At 73.2% G+C, this 13,864-nt stretch carries 11 protein-coding genes (1 of these 11 cut by a window edge); 10 read left to right on the top strand and 1 reads right to left on the bottom strand.

The features are described from left to right. Nucleotides 1–360 precede the first annotated feature (360 nt). From OG519_RS11845 to OG519_RS11835, 3 genes are all read left to right on the top strand, one after another. Nucleotides 361–624, top strand: a complete 264-nt coding sequence (locus OG519_RS11845) for a WhiB family transcriptional regulator (protein ID WP_031519519.1) — start codon at nucleotides 361–363, stop codon at nucleotides 622–624. A gap of 307 nt (nucleotides 625–931) precedes the next feature. Then, nucleotides 932–4,831, top strand: coding sequence for a glycosyltransferase (locus OG519_RS11840; protein ID WP_405582293.1), 3,900 nt, complete (start codon nucleotides 932–934; stop codon nucleotides 4,829–4,831). Then, nucleotides 4,828–6,309, top strand: coding sequence for a DUF5719 family protein (locus tag OG519_RS11835; protein WP_405582290.1), 1,482 nt, complete (start codon nucleotides 4,828–4,830; stop codon nucleotides 6,307–6,309). The genes OG519_RS11840 and OG519_RS11835 overlap by 4 nt, the downstream gene beginning before the upstream one ends. An 81-nt stretch (nucleotides 6,310–6,390) precedes the next feature. On the opposite strand, the gene OG519_RS11830 is transcribed toward OG519_RS11835, so the two are convergent. Then, nucleotides 6,391–6,843 carry a metallopeptidase family protein gene (locus tag OG519_RS11830; protein ID WP_405582287.1) on the bottom strand — a complete coding sequence of 151 codons (453 nt, stop codon included), beginning with the start codon at nucleotides 6,841–6,843 and terminating at the stop codon, nucleotides 6,391–6,393. Nucleotides 6,844–7,184: 341 nt separating this feature from the next. Here OG519_RS11830 and OG519_RS11825 point away from each other — a divergent pair, with 341 nt between their 5' ends. The 7 genes from OG519_RS11825 to ahcY form a co-directional block, all read left to right on the top strand. Then, complete coding sequence (locus tag OG519_RS11825) at nucleotides 7,185–7,625, top strand: DUF3499 domain-containing protein (protein ID WP_405582284.1); 441 nt, start codon at nucleotides 7,185–7,187, stop codon at nucleotides 7,623–7,625. 147 nt (nucleotides 7,626–7,772) lie between these two features. Beyond that, nucleotides 7,773–9,131 (top strand): phosphomannomutase/phosphoglucomutase, encoded by a 1,359-nt coding sequence (locus tag OG519_RS11820; protein WP_405582281.1) that lies wholly within the window; start codon nucleotides 7,773–7,775, stop codon nucleotides 9,129–9,131. A 258-nt stretch (nucleotides 9,132–9,389) separates the two neighbouring features. After that, nucleotides 9,390–9,569, top strand: a complete 180-nt coding sequence (locus OG519_RS11815) for a Trm112 family protein (RefSeq protein WP_405582278.1) — start codon at nucleotides 9,390–9,392, stop codon at nucleotides 9,567–9,569. 195 nt (nucleotides 9,570–9,764) lie between these two features. Beyond that, nucleotides 9,765–10,910, top strand: coding sequence for an SIS domain-containing protein (locus OG519_RS11810; RefSeq protein ID WP_405582275.1), 1,146 nt, complete (start codon nucleotides 9,765–9,767; stop codon nucleotides 10,908–10,910). Between the two features lie 5 nt (nucleotides 10,911–10,915). Beyond that, entirely contained in the window at nucleotides 10,916–12,118 is a 1,203-nt protein-coding gene (gene manA / locus OG519_RS11805; protein WP_405582272.1) for a mannose-6-phosphate isomerase, class I, read from the top strand. A gap of 98 nt (nucleotides 12,119–12,216) precedes the next feature. Beyond that, nucleotides 12,217–13,176 carry a cation diffusion facilitator family transporter gene (locus tag OG519_RS11800; RefSeq protein WP_405582270.1) on the top strand — a complete coding sequence of 320 codons (960 nt, stop codon included), beginning with the start codon at nucleotides 12,217–12,219 and terminating at the stop codon, nucleotides 13,174–13,176. Between the two features lie 235 nt (nucleotides 13,177–13,411). Next, nucleotides 13,412–13,864, top strand: partial view of an adenosylhomocysteinase gene (ahcY, locus tag OG519_RS11795; RefSeq protein WP_405582267.1) — the start only. It continues 999 nt past the right edge of the window; the window shows 453 of its 1,452 coding nt (coding positions 1–453); its start codon is at nucleotides 13,412–13,414; the stop codon falls past the right edge of the window.

Below are 13,864 nucleotides of genomic sequence, written 5' to 3'. Positions count from 1 at the left end.
GGCATCCGTGCAGATTCGATGCGGGTCCGGCGGGAAGGCGCGTGCCTGGTGTGACGTTGGTCTTCTGTCATCGAACCGTGATCCGCCGCGCTTCGTGTACAGGGTCGGAACGCGGTGCGTTGCCCATGCGTCTGCCTGAGAGAGGTCATCGACAGGACCGTTGTTGACGCGCCGAGCTTTCAGACTGATTTCAACACTTTCCGTGACACCTTGGTTCAGCGGAGTGAATAACGGGATCAATAGCAGATCTCGGCTTGACTGGCGCGGATCGGCACACTTGTAATTTCACTCGTGTCGTTTCAGCCGGACATGGTGACGGCAGGCAACATCACGGGGAAGCACGACAGACGAGGGGCGCGCATGACCGAGCAGTTCCAGTTGCTGCTGGCCGAAGAGGCCGACGAGGAACTCGGCTGGCAGGAGCGCGCGCTGTGTGCGCAGACCGACCCCGAGTCGTTCTTCCCCGAAAAGGGCGGTTCCACGCGCGAGGCGAAGAAAGTCTGCCTGGCGTGCGAAGTCCGCTCCGACTGCCTGGAGTACGCCCTCGCCAACGACGAGCGCTTCGGCATCTGGGGCGGCCTGTCCGAGCGTGAGCGCCGCCGGCTGAAGAAGGGCGTCGTCTGACGCGGCTCCTGGCGCCGTCCGACGGCGGATCCCCGCGACCACCCGCGTACAGCCCGTCTTCCGTGCCCGCGGCACGGCAGGCGGGCTGTCGCTGTCTTATGGCGTTCCCGCGCTCCCGCGCGGGTGCCCGCTCCCGTTCCGGCCGCCGTCCCCACTCTCTCGGCCGGCCGTTCCCGGCCGCCCGGGAGCGCATCCGGACGGGACCCCCGGTGTAAGCCGTTAGTGTGGGGGGCCGTCCAAGACATGGGCCCGCGCCGCGCGGGCACAACCGTCCACCGCAGTCCAGCGAACCGGGGCCAGAACCTCGATGTCCGTGAACAGCCCAGCACCGGCCGCGCACCCGGCCGGCACCCCTGAGTCCCCGCGCCATGTCGTCACCGCCGTGCTGGTCGCGCACGATGGAGCGCGCTGGCTGCCCAAAGCCCTGTCCGGGCTGCTCGCCCAGGACCGCCCGGTCCAGGAGGTGGTCGCCGCCGACACCGGCAGCGCCGACGACTCCGCACGCCTGCTCGCCGAATCCCTCGGCGACCAGCGCGTGCTCCACCTCGCCCGCCGTACCGGCTTCGGCGCCGCGGTCGACGAAGCCGTCCGCACCGCACCGCCGCTCACCGCCGACGACCTGCCGTACCTCCGGCGCCGCAGCGGCTGGGACCCGGTGACCCGCACCTGGAACGACGACGTCTACGACGAGCCCGAGCAGCCGCACGGCGACCTCGTCCACTGGCTGTGGCTGCTCCACGACGACTGCGAACCGGACCCCGGCGCCCTCGCCGCCCTGCTGCGCACCGCCGAGGCGTCACCATCAGCCGCGATCATCGGTCCCAAACTCCGTAGCTGGTACGACCGCAGGCAACTGCTCGAAGCCGGTGTCAGCATCGCCCGCAGCGGCCGGCGCTGGACCGGACTGGAGCGCCGCGAGCAGGACCAGGGCCAGCACGACCAGGTACGCCCGGTGCTGTCGGTCTCCTCCGCGGGCATGCTGGTGCGCCGCGACGTCTGGGAGGAACTCGGCGGCTTCGACCGCAGACTCCCGCTGATGCGGGACGACGTGGACTTCTGCTGGCGCGCCCACGCCGCGGGACACACCGTCCTCATCGCCCCCGACGCCGTGCTGCGGCACGCCGAGGCGGCCTCCCGCGAGCGCCGCCCGGTCGACTGCGCCGGCCGCTCCGCGGTCAACCCGCACCGCGTCGACAAGGCCGGCGCCGTCTACACCCTGCTCGCCAACACCCGTGGCCCGCTGCTGCCCTACGTGGTGCTGCGGATCTTCCTCGGCACGCTGCTGCGCACGCTCGCCTACCTCGTGGGCAAGGTCCCGGGCCAGGCCGTCGACGAGATCGTCGGCCTGATGAGCGTGCTGCTGCGGCCTGGCCGGCTGCTCGCCGCCCGCGCCAGACGCGGCCGCGGCCAGGTGCCGCCCGCCGAACTCCGGCCGCTCTTCCCGCCGCCCGGTGCCACCGTGCGCGCCACCGTCGAGCAGGTCGTCAGCAACCTCTCCGGCCGCGCCGACGCCGCCTCCGCCGCCGTCGGACGGCACGGCGGCTCGGTCGAGTCCGGACCCGGCGACGAGGACGGCGACTTCCTGGAAGTCGAGCAGTTCGCGCGGCTCAAGCGGATCGCCCGCAAGCCGGGCCCGGTGCTCTTCGCCGTGCTGCTCGTCGTCTCGCTCGCCGCGTGCCGGTCCCTCGTCGGCAGTGGCGCGCTGGCCGGCGGGGCACTGCTGCCCGCCGACCCGGGCGCCTCCGACCTGTGGGCCACCTACGCGGGCTCCTGGCACGCCCTCGGCGTCGGCGGCACCCAGGACGCGCCCCCCTACCTCGCGGTGCTCGCCCTCTTCGCCACCGTGCTGTTCGGCTCCACCGGGCTCACCCTGACGCTGTTCCTGGTCGCCTCGGTGCCGCTGGCCGGCATCGCCGCCTACTTCGCGTCCCGGCCGCTGGTGGAATCCCGGCTGCTGCGCGCCTGGGCGTCGGTCGCCTACGCCTTCCTGCCCGCGGCCACCGGGGCCCTGGCCGCCGGGCGTCTCGGCACCGCGCTGCTGGCCATCCTGCTGCCGCTGATGGCACGCGCCGCCGTGGCCGCCGCCGGTCTCCAGCTCAGCGCGGGAGCCGTCGAGCGCGGCGCCCGTCCCGGCTGGCGCGCCACCTGGGCGCTGGCCCTGATGCTGACCTTCACCACCGCCTTCACCCCGGTCACCTGGCCGATCGCGCTGGTGCTCGCCGCCGCCACCATCGGCTGGCGGCTGGTCGCGGGCCAACGGCAGTTGCTCGTCCCGCATCTGCTCCGCTTCGCCGCGCTGATCATCACACCGATCGTTTTGCTGGCCCCCTGGTCGCTGACCCTGCTCGGCCACCCCGGCCGACTGATGAACGAGGCCGGACTGCCCTACGGCACCGGCTCCGCCTCCGGCGCCGATCTGCTGCTGCTCAGCCCCGGCGGCCCCAAGGCGGGCGGCGGATTCCTGCTGATCGGTGTGGTGCTCGCCGCGCTCGCCGCCCTGATGCGCGGCAGCCGCCGCACCGCCATCGTCGCCGCCTGGGCCGCCGCCACGGCCGGCCTGCTCTTCGCGGTCGTCGAGAACGGCAAGGACTGGGCAGGACCGGCCACCCTCGTCTACGGCCTGGCGCTCCTGGCCGCCGCCGCGGTCGGCGCGGAAGGCGCCAACGAGCGGATCGCCGCCAGCGGCTTCGGCTGGCGGCAGCCCGTCGCCGGCCTCATCGCGATCGCCGCCGTCGCCGCGCCGCTGCTCGCCGCCTTCACCTGGGTGGCCGACGGCGCCGACGGCCCGATCAAGCGCACCGACCCCGTCCAGGTCCCCGCCTTCGTCGCCGAGGAGAGCACCTCCGGCGACCAGCCGCGCACCCTGGTCATCAACGGCACCCCCGCCCGCGTCTCCTACTTCCTGGTACGCGGCTCGGGCGCCCGGCTCGGCGACGCCGAACTCGCCGCCCAGGCCGGCCGTGACAGCGCGCTGGACGGTGTCGTCGCCAACCTCGTCGCGGGCTCCGGCGCCGATCAGGGCAGCCGGCTGGCCGGATACGCGATCCGCTACGTCCTCGCCGAGAAGGGCGCGCCCCGCTCGTACGAGAAGGTCCTGGACAGCACCCCCGGCCTGTCCCGGGTCAGCCAGACCGCGGGGTCCGAGCTGTGGCGGGTGGACTCCGACGTCTCCCGGATCACCATCACCGGCAAGGGCGCCCAGCCGGTCCAGGTGGCCGCGGGCCGCGTCGAGGCGCACACCAAGGTGCCCGCCGGGCCCAGCGGACGTGTGCTGCGGCTCGCCGACTCCGCCAATTCCGGCTGGCACGCCACCCTTGACGGCACCGCGCTGACCCCGACGACCGTGGACGGCTGGGCCCAGGGCTTCGAACTGCCGGCCACCGCCGGGCGGCTCGACGTCACCTTCGAGGAGCCGGTCACCCACATCGGCTGGCTGGTCGTCCAGGCCTTCCTGCTGCTGCTGGTGATCGTGCTGGCGCTGCCGGGCCGGCGCCGCGAGGTCGACGACGACCTGCCGGAGGCCGAAGGGGCCGCCGGGACCACCGGGGCCCCGGCCGCCGCCTTCACCGCCGACATCCCCGCCCAGGCGGTCGGCGAGGGCCGCCGTGCCCGCCGCCTCCAGGCCGCCGCCGAGGCCGAGGGCGCCGCGGCGCCGGACGCCCCGGAGACGGGCGCCGGCTCCGACGCCGGGGAGCCGGCCGAGCAGACCGGCCACGAGCGGGATCCGTACGAGCAGGACCCGTATGAACAGCCGGTCGCGTACGACCCGGCCGAGGGGGGCTACGACCCCTACGCGGTCCCGACCGGCGGCGAGAACGGCTACGGCTACCAGGAGCAGGGCTACCCGGACCAGCAGTACGCCCAGGGTGCCACCGGCGCCGACCAGCAGCAGTGGGACACCGGCCAGTACCCGCCCGTCCCGGCCCAGGCCCCCGGTCCCGGCGGGTACGAGCAGCAGCAGGGCGCGTACGGCGACGAATACGGCTACGTGCCGCCCCAGCCCGGCTACGACGCCTACGGCTCACCCGCCTCCGACGACCAGGCCGCGTACGGCGGCCCGCAGGAGGGGTACGGCCAGGGCCAGGGCTACGGCCAGCAGCAGGGATACGGCGAGGACCAGGGCTACGCCGACCCGGCCGCGTACCCCGACCCCGGGGCGTACTACCCAGAGGGCGACCCGCGCCACGACGGGAGCAACCACCAGTGAACCGGAACACCTACTCCCTGGCCGGCGCGGTCGTCGTACTCGCCGTCCTGACCGGCGCGGCCGGCCTGAACAGCGGCGGTGGCGACAGCGGCGGCACCCCCGCCGCCGGCGCCGCCGCCCGGCTGCCGGTGCAGCGAACCAGCCTGCTGTGCCCGGAACCGTCCTCCTCGGAGCTGGCCAGCACGCAGTACACGTCCTTCACCCCCAACGGATCGGGGACCGGGGCGGGGACGGCAGCCGGCGGCGGTAGCGCCAAGCTGCTGCCGGTCACCCCCAAGGCGAAGCCGGTCGCCCCGCTCACCTCGGTCGGCAAACCGGCCGTCGCGAACGTCGACAAGCCGGACGGTCCGGCGCTCATCGGCACCGCGGACGGCTCGCTGGCACCCGGCTGGACGGTGCAGCAGACCACGGTCGTCGACAGCGGTGACGGGCGCGGCCTGCTCGGCACGTCGTGTGTCGCGCCCGACAGCGAGTTCTGGTTCCCCGGCGCCAGCACCGTGACCGGCCGGCAGGACTATGTGCACCTCATCAATCCCGATGAGACGCCCGCCGTCGTGGACATCGAGCTCTACGGCAAGGACGGCCTGCTCAAGGCATCCACCGGCGAGGGCATCACGGTGGCCGGCGGCAGCTCGGAACCGGTCATGCTGTCCACCCTGGTGGCAGACAAGGCGGCCGACCTGACCGTGCACGTGGTCGCCCGCAGTGGCCGGGTCGGCGCCCTGCTCCAGTCCGTCGACGACAAGGCGGGCGCCGACTGGATGGCCCCGGCCGCCGAGCCCGCGACGAGCCTGGTCCTGCCCGGCATCCCGGCCGACGCCACCGACGTCCGCCTGGTCGCCTTCGCGACCGGGTCCGACGACGCCGACCTCACCTTCAAGCTGGCCACCCCGACCGGCTCGATCACGCCGGCCGGGCACGAGACGCTGCACGTCAAGAGCGGGATGTCGACGGTGGCGGACCTCGGGGACGTCACCAAGGGCGACGCCTCCTCGCTGATCATCGGATCGAGCGACGCGCACACCGCCGTGCCGGTGGTCGCCGCACTCCGTGTCACCCGCGGCAAGGGCGCCAAGCAGGAGATCGCCTTCCTGCCCGCGACACCCCGCATCGACACCAGGGCCAGCGTGGCGGACAACCGCGCCAAGGGGTCGACGCTGTCGCTGACCGCCGTCGGCGGGTCGGCCACCGTGCGGGTCACCTCGTCGGCGGGCTCCGGCGGCGGCACCGGGTCGAGCAAGACGCTCATCGTCAAGGCGGGCACCACGACGGCCCTGGTGCCGACCCCGCCGGCCGGCCTCAAGGGCACCTACGCGCTGACGGTCGAGCGGCTGTCCGGCGGGCAGCTTTACGCGTCGCGGACCCTGGCGCTGCCGGTGGGCGACGTGCAGATGTTCACCATCCAGCCGATGCCCGATGACCACGGGACGGTGTCGGTGCCGGAGGCGGCGCAGGACCTGCGGATCCTCAACCGCTGAGGGCTGAGGGCTGAGGGCTGAGGGCTGAGGGCTGAGGGCTGAGGGCCGGGCGTCGGGTGCGGCGGGCCCGGCGCCCGGCGCTCAGTCCTCGCCGTACTTCGGGTCGACGTTCTCCGGCGAGAGGCCGAGCAGCTCGGCGACCTGCTCCACGACGATCTCGTGGACCAGCAGCGCCCGCTCGTCGCGGGTCTTGGCGCGGATCTCCACCGGCCGGCGGTAGACGACGATCCGGCTCGGCCGGTCCTTGGCCGCGCTGATCAGCCGGCCCAGCGGCACCGTGTCGCCGTCGGTGGCCGGACCGTCCTGCGGCCAGGGCACCTCCTGGACGGCGAACTCGACATCGGCGAGCTGCGGCCAGCGCCGCTCGAGCCGGTCGGCGGCGTCCCGGACCAGATCGTCGAAGGCATCGGCCCGGCTGACCGCCAGCGGCACCTGCGGGGGCGCGATGGGTCCGCGCATCCCTCGCCCGTGACGATCGCGGCGACGCGGTCGTGACGCGGGAGGGATCGGAGGCGTGGGTGCCGAGCTGTCCATCAGCGTGAGCCTAGTCCTCGATGAGGGTCCGTACAGCAATAGATCCCGCTCTTGTCGCCGGAAGAGCGGAGGGTGATCGGCCGGGACGGCGCCGGGGACCGGGTACCGGCGGAATCCGCGCGGCTCGGGAGCCGCGTCCGGGCGGTGTCCTCGTGGCAACCCGCTGGTATTCGGCCATCGTCGGACGCCATCCGGCCAGGGAAGCCACGGATATCCGCCACCTCGGTCAGGCCGTCGCTCGCCACCGGGTCGTGACCAAAGCCTTACCCTCGGTATATAAGCGGAGGGCTGCCACCGTCCCCGCAGGTCAGCGCCAACGGAGTGAAGACCGGCCCTCCCAGGTGTGGCGAGCGACACGACCGGGTGAGTCGGGGGAGAGTCGTCGCGGCCCGTTCAAGAGTGCGGTACCGTCCAACGTCGTGAGCCCTGTACGTCGCTGTTCGCGAACCGCCTGCGGCCGTCCCGCCGTCGCGACGCTGACGTACGTCTACGCGGACTCCACCGCCGTTCTCGGCCCCCTCGCCACGTATGCCGAACCGCACTGCTACGACCTGTGCTCCGAGCACTCGGAGCGGCTGACCGCCCCGCGCGGCTGGGAGGTCGTGCGGCTGGCCACGGACAACGGCCCGGTCCGTCCCAGCGGCGACGATCTCGAAGCACTGGCCAATGCCGTACGCGAGGCCGCCAGGCCCCAGCCGCGGCGCTCGGGGGCGCGGGAGATCGATCCGCTGGAGGTCGCCCGGCGCGGGCACCTGCGCGTGCTGCGGTCCCCGGAGTCATAGCCCCGTCGGCACCCTTGGATAGGTTGTGCGGAGCCCCGGCGCGCGACGTTCCAGGTACCGGCCCGGTCTTCCCGCGTCGGCCGGCCCCGCTCTTCGCGCTGTACCCGCCGGTTCCGTTCGACTGACCCCGTTCGACAGAGGTGTGCTGTGGCCGACTTGTCGCAAATCGTCAAGGCATACGACGTGCGCGGTGTCGTTCCCGATCAGTGGGACGAGCCGCTCGCGGAGATCCTCGGGGCCGCCTTCGCCACCGTCACCGAGGCCGACGCGATCGTCATCGGCCACGACATGCGGCCCTCCTCGCCCGCCCTGTCCCGTGCCTTCGGCCGCGGCGCCGCCTCGCGGGGCGCCGACGTGACCGAGATCGGCCTCTGCTCGACCGACGAGCTGTACTTCGCCAGCGGCCGGCTCGGCCTGCCCGGCGCCATGTTCACCGCGAGCCACAACCCGGCCCGCTACAACGGCATCAAGATGTGCCGGGCCGGCGCCGCCCCCGTCGGGCAGGACACCGGGCTCGCCGACATCAGGGCGCTCGCCGAGAAGTGGTCGGAGACCGAGCTGCCGGCCCCGGTCGGCGCGCCCGGTACCATCGGCCGGCGGGACGTGCTCGACGACTACGCGGGGCATCTGCGCTCCCTGGTCGACCTCTCCGGTATCCGGCCGCTCAAGGTGGTGGTGGACGCGGGCAACGGCATGGGCGGCCACACCGTGCCCACCGTGCTGGCCGGCCTGCCGGTCGAGCTGGTGCCGATGTACTTCGAACTGGACGGCACCTTCCCCAACCACGAGGCCAACCCGCTCGATCCGAAGAACCTCGTCGACCTCCAGACGAGGGTCCTCGCCACCGGCGCCGACCTCGGCCTCGCCTTCGACGGCGACGCCGACCGCTGCTTCGCCGTCGACGAGCGCGGCGAACCCGTCCCGCCGTCCGCGGTCACCGCCCTGGTCGCGGCCCGCGAACTGGCCAAGCACCCGGGGGCGGTGATCATCCACAACCTGATCACCTCGTGGTCGGTGCCCGAGGTCGTCGCCGAGCACGGCGGCGTCGCCGTCCGCACCCGGGTCGGGCACTCCTTCATCAAACAGGAGATGGCCGCCACCGGCGCGGTCTTCGGCGGCGAGCACTCCGCGCACTACTACTTCCAGGACTTCTGGAACGCCGACACCGGCATGCTCGCCGCCCTGCACCTGCTGGCCGCCCTCGGCGGCCAGGACGGCCCGCTGTCGGCCCTGGTCGCCGAGTACGACCGCTACGCCGCCTCCGGTGAGATCAACAGCACGGTCGCCGACCAGGCCGGCCGCACCGCCGCCGTCCGCGCCGCCTTCGCCGGGCAGCCGGGCGTCACCTTCGACCAGCTCGACGGGCTCACCGTCACCGCCGCCGACTGGTGGTTCAACCTGCGCGCCTCCAACACCGAGCCGCTGCTCCGGCTGAACGTCGAGGCCCGCGACGAGGAGACCGTCGCGCGGCTCCGCGACCAGGTACTGGGGATCGTCCGGGCATAGCGGGCACCGGACCGCTGCCCGGCCGCTGTCGTGCCGCGGCCCGGCACCGCGCCCGTACGATCCCGGCCCCGGCGCCGGGATCGTACGGGCGCGCGGCACGGCGATAGGCTGAGGTGCACGGGGAGAAAGCCGCCGACGCGACGGACGGTCCAGCGGACAACTCACCGACCGCCGGGTCCGGTCGTCGCCGACCGGCACCGGCATCCGATGCCCGACACAGGCCGCCCTCGGCCGCACACCGTCCGGAGGACACCGCTCATGTCGCTCGTCGAACCCAGCCTGCTGGAGATCCTCGCCTGCCCGGCCTGCCACGCTCCCTTCCGCGAGGACACCGACGCCAGTGAGCTCGTGTGCACCTCCGCCACGTGCGGCCTGGCCTATCCGGTACGCGACGACATCCCCGTCCTGCTGGTGGACGAGGCTCGCCGCCCCGCCTGACGCCGAGCGCGTTCGGGCAACTCCGCAGGGGTTCCCCCGGATCTCGCGGGCAGACGCCCCAGAACGAAGCACCGGAAGGCGTCCCGCCCCCGGGTCCACCGCACCCCGCGTCCACCATGCGCGTCCACCACTCGCGGCGCCCCGCACCGCGCGGCGCGAAACCGCATCACAGCCGTATCCGACCCGGAGGTCGCGTTGTTCGACGAGTCGCTGTTGGAGGACGCCGACGCCCTCGCCCGCGCCGACGTCCATGAACTGCTGCGCGGGGTCGCCGGCGCCGGCGCCCGGGTGCGGACCGCCCTGCGGCTGGCCGAGGAGGCCGGGGTAGCCGGGTTGCAACCCGACGGCGAGCCCCGAGCCGTGCTCGTCGCCGGCAGCGGTCCCGAGGCGGCGGCCGTCGCCGACCTGCTGTCCGCGCTCGGCTCCGGCAGTTGCCCGGTGCAGCTCCTCCACCCCACCGGCCCCACCCCGCAGCAGTCCCGCTGGACGCTGCCCGGCTGGGCCGGCTCCCTCGACCTGCTGCTCCTGGTCAGTCCGCTCGGCACCGAACAGGGACTGACCGACCTGGTGGAACAGGCCTACCGGCGGGGCTGCACGGCCGCCGCCGTCACCGCGCCCAAGGCGCCGCTGGCCGAAGCCGTCGCGCAGGTCCGCGGCATGGCACTGCCCTTCGCCGGACCCGACGGCAACGAACGCGCGACCGGCACCCGCTTCGACGCCGAGCAGATCACCGACACCGGCGCGCTCTGGGCCCTGCTCACCCCGCTGCTGGCCCTCACCGACCGCATCGGACTGCTTGACGCGCCCCCCGCCGCCCTGCACGCCATGGCCGACACCCTGGACTCCGTCGCCGCCCGCTGCGGACCCGCCGTCGCCACCTACACCAACCCGGCCAAGACCCTCGCCGCCGAACTCGACGGCTCCCTGCCGCTGTTGTGGAGCCAGGGCCGCATCGCCGCGGCCGGCGCCCGCCGGTTCACCACCGTGCTCGCCGCCCGCGCCGGCCGGCCCGCGCTCAACGCCGAACTGCCCGCCGCCCTCACCGCCCACGGCCCGCTCCAGGCGAGCGCCCATGTCCTCGCGGTCGAGAGCGACGACTTCTTCCGGGACCGGGTGGAGAACAGCGACGGGCTCCGGCTGCGCATCGTGCTCTTCCAGGAGGCCGCCGACCAGCCGGGCTCCGCCGCACCCGCCGCCCGCGCACAGGCGTACGCCCACGACACTCCGCTCAGCGAGATCTCCACCACGGCGGAGACCCCCCTCGACACCGCCGCCGAACTCCTCGCCCTGACGGATTTCGCCGCCGTTTACCTCGCCGTAGCCTCGACCGAGAGAACATAACCGGCATGAACCGCCTTTTCAACACCATCCGCCCCTACGCCTGGGGATCCACCACCGCCATTCCGGAGCTGCTCGGCACCGAGCCCACCGGCGAACCCCAGGCCGAACTGTGGATGGGCGCCCACCCCGGCGCACCCTCCCGTATCGACCGCGGTGACGGCCTCGTCGCCCTCGACACGGTCATCGCCGCCGACCCCGCCGCCGCACTCGGCGAGGCCACCGTCAAGCGGTTCGGTCCCACGCTGCCCTTCCTCCTCAAAGTGCTCGCCGCCGGCGCACCCCTCTCTCTCCAGGTGCACCCCGACCTCGCCCAGGCCAGGGCCGGCTTCGCCGACGAAGAGGCCCGCGGCATCCCGCTCGACGCGCCGTTCCGCACCTACAAGGACGCCAACCACAAGCCCGAGATGCTCGTGGCCCTGTCGCCCTTCGACGGCCTGTGCGGCTTCCGCCGACCGACCGAAGCCGCCGAACTCCTCGACACCCTCGGCGTCGGCAGCCTCGCCCCCTACGTGGACATCCTGCGCGCCCACCCCGAGGACCGGGCGCTGCGCGAGGTGCTCGCCGCCGTCCTGAGCGCGGACCCCGACGACATGCGGCCCACCGTGCACGACGCCACCGAGGCCGCCATCCGTCTCGCCGCAAGCCCCGGCACCCCGTACGCGGCCTCCTACGCCGCCTACGCCAAGGCCGCCCACAGCTTCCCCGGCGACCGGGGCATCATCGCCGCGATGCTGCTCAACCACGTCCGGCTCCAGCCCGGCGAAGCCCTCTACCTCGGCGCGGGCGTCCCGCACGCCTACCTCGACGGCCTCGGGGTCGAGATCATGGCCAACTCCGACAACGTGCTCCGCTGTGGCCTCACCCCCAAACACATCGACGTACCCGAACTCCTGCGCGTCGTCCGCTTCGAGGCCGGCGACCCCGCCGTGCTCCGCCCCGAGGCCGCCGCCGACGGCGAGGAGCTCTACGCGGCCCCCATCGACGAATTCCGGCTCTCCCGCTACGTGCTCGCACCCGGCGCCCAAGCCCGCCGGCTCGACCCGAGCAGCCCGCAGATCCTGCTGTGCACCGATGGCGAGGCACGGCTGCGCACCGACGACGCCACCGCCCTCACCCTCGCCGCCGGCGAATCCGCCTTCATCCCGGCCGGCGAGCACGCCGAGATCAGCGGTGCGGGCACCGTCTTCCGGGCCGCCGTGGCGGCCTGACCCACCCACAACCCGCGACGGACTGCAACAATGACCGACCGCGGCGCCCGCGCAGGCGTGGCGACCGCCGGGCCGATGGAAGGGACATCAAGCAACCTATGAGCGCGTCAGGCGGAACCAGGGCGATCATCGCGGCGCTGAGTGCGAACCTCGCCATCGCCGCGGCCAAGTTCGTGGCATTCGCGTTCAGCGGCTCCTCCTCACTGCTTGCCGAGGGTGTCCACTCCCTCGCCGACTCCGGCAACCAGGCACTCCTGCTGATCGGCGGCAAGCGCGCCAAGCGCGCCGCCACGGAGCAACACCCCTTCGGCTACGGCCGGGAACGGTACGTCTACGCCTTCCTGGTGTCGATCGTGCTCTTCTCGGTCGGCGGCATGTTCGCGGTCTACGAGGGCTACGAGAAGATCCGCCAACCGCACTCCGTCGACCACTGGTACTGGCCGGTCGCCGTGCTCCTCTTCGCGATCGTCGCCGAGGGCTCCTCCTTCCGCACCGCCATCAAGGAGTCCAACCACACCCGCGGCTCCCTGTCCTGGGTCGCTTTCATCCGCCGGGCCAAGGCCCCCGAGCTCCCCATCGTGCTGCTGGAGGACTTCGGCGCGCTCATCGGTCTGGTCCTCGCCCTCGCGGGTGTCGGTATCGCCATCGCCACCGACGACGGCACCTGGGACGGCGTCGGCACCATCTGCATCGGCTCCCTCCTCATCGTCATCGCCCTCGTACTCGCCGCCGAGACCAAGTCCCTGCTCATCGGTGAGGGTGCCAACCCGGAATCCGTCGCCCGCATCCGCGCCGCCATGATCGACGGGGAGACCGTCACCGGCGTCATCCACATGCGCACCCTGCACCTCGGCCCCGAGGAGCTGCTGATCGCCGCGAAGGTGGCCGTCCAGCACGACGACACCGCCGTCGAGGTCGCCCGCGCCATCGACGCCGCCGAGGAACGCATCCGAACGGCCGAACCCTTCGCCCGCGTCATCTACCTCGAACCGGACATCTACAGCGACGCCGCCGCCTCGGCGGGGCCCGACGCGGCGCAGACGCCCGGTGGCCGCTGAGCCGGACCCACTGGGGCCGATGCGCCGACCGGTGTAGATTCATCCTTAGCCAGACGTCGCTGCTGATGGCGGTCGGGCGATCCCCACTGGGTGATCGGCCGAGGGAGAGAGGGCCTCCGACGGATTGCGCTGCCGCAAGGGGACGGGTGTGCCCGCAGTGCGCCACACCCCGAGCCGTCCGTCGGCCGCGCCACCTTCCTGTCCGCCCCGACCTCAACCGCGAGGAGCAGACCGCATGACCACCTCCACCGCCGACTTCAAAGTCGCGGATCTCTCCCTTGCCACCTTCGGCCGCAAGGAGATCACCCTCGCCGAGCACGAGATGCCCGGCCTGATGTCCCTCCGCGAGGAACACGGCGCCAGTCAGCCGCTGGCCGGTGCCAGGATCACCGGCTCCCTGCACATGACCGTGCAGACCGCCGTGCTGATCGAGACCCTCGTGGCGCTGGGCGCCGATGTCCGCTGGGCCTCCTGCAACATCTTCTCCACCCAGGACCACGCCGCCGCGGCCATCGCCGTCGGCCCGCACGGCACCCCGGAGGACCCGCAGGGCATCCCGGTCTTCGCCTGGAAGGGCGAAAGCCTCGAAGAGTACTGGTGGTGCACGGAACAGGCGCTGACCTGGCCGAACACCCCCACCGGCGGCCCCAACATGATCCTGGACGACGGCGGGGACGCCACCCTCCTG

Source organism: Streptomyces sp. NBC_01190, assembly GCF_045039895.1.
Taxonomy (GTDB): Bacteria; Actinomycetota; Actinomycetes; order Streptomycetales; family Streptomycetaceae; genus Actinacidiphila.
This window is presented reverse-complemented; position numbering and strand designations above follow the sequence as displayed.